The sequence below is a fragment of the Aliidiomarina celeris genome, assembly GCF_003316875.1.
GTDB lineage: Bacteria > Pseudomonadota > Gammaproteobacteria > Enterobacterales > Alteromonadaceae > Aliidiomarina > Aliidiomarina celeris.
On the sequence record NZ_QMIL01000020.1, the window covers coordinates 1 to 580 of the forward strand.

Below are 580 nucleotides of genomic sequence, written 5' to 3' on the forward strand. Positions count from 1 at the left end.
AAGTAAGTGAGGTAGTGCCGCGCCTTAGTCATCGAGACTGTGACGTAGAAAGAACCCCTTACTTCATATCCTCATTCAAACTGAATGGTATCTTAGCGCTTCGTAATACGAAAGACGCTGCATGTACAAGGGTAGTGAAAGAGATGCGTGAATTTATTGGAATCGATGTAAGTAAAAACAAGTTAGACATACTTTGGTTACGTGACGTGAAGTCAAATAAAGTGAAGTCCAAAAGCCTTCCCAATAAGGATTTCAAGCACGTAAGCGATTGGATATTAAAGCAAACGAATGCTCAGCCAGAAGATGTTGTCGTCACGGTCGAGCCCACTGGGGTCTATCATGAAGGGTTGATTTATTTCCTTGCTGATGCGGGCTTCAACGTATTTTTAGCCAATCCAGCAAAGGCAAAACGTTATGCTGAGTCGCTGAACATTCTTCAAAAAACTGACACATCTGATGCCCGAGTGCTCGCGCGATATGGTCATGCTATGAGTCAGTATGATGACTTCCAAGTCTGGACTCCAGAGTCTAAACAGGCTCGAGAGTTACGCGCCATGCTGCGTCGCCTCGATGCCTTAGA

General features: G+C 44.8%; 1 protein-coding gene. It reads left to right on the forward strand.

Features of this window, described 5'->3' with window-relative positions; genetic code table 11:
* Positions 1–143 precede the first annotated feature (143 nt).
* On the forward strand, positions 144–580 hold a 437-nt coding region (locus DQW12_RS13320), incomplete at its 3' end, for an IS110 family transposase (RefSeq protein ID WP_157957932.1).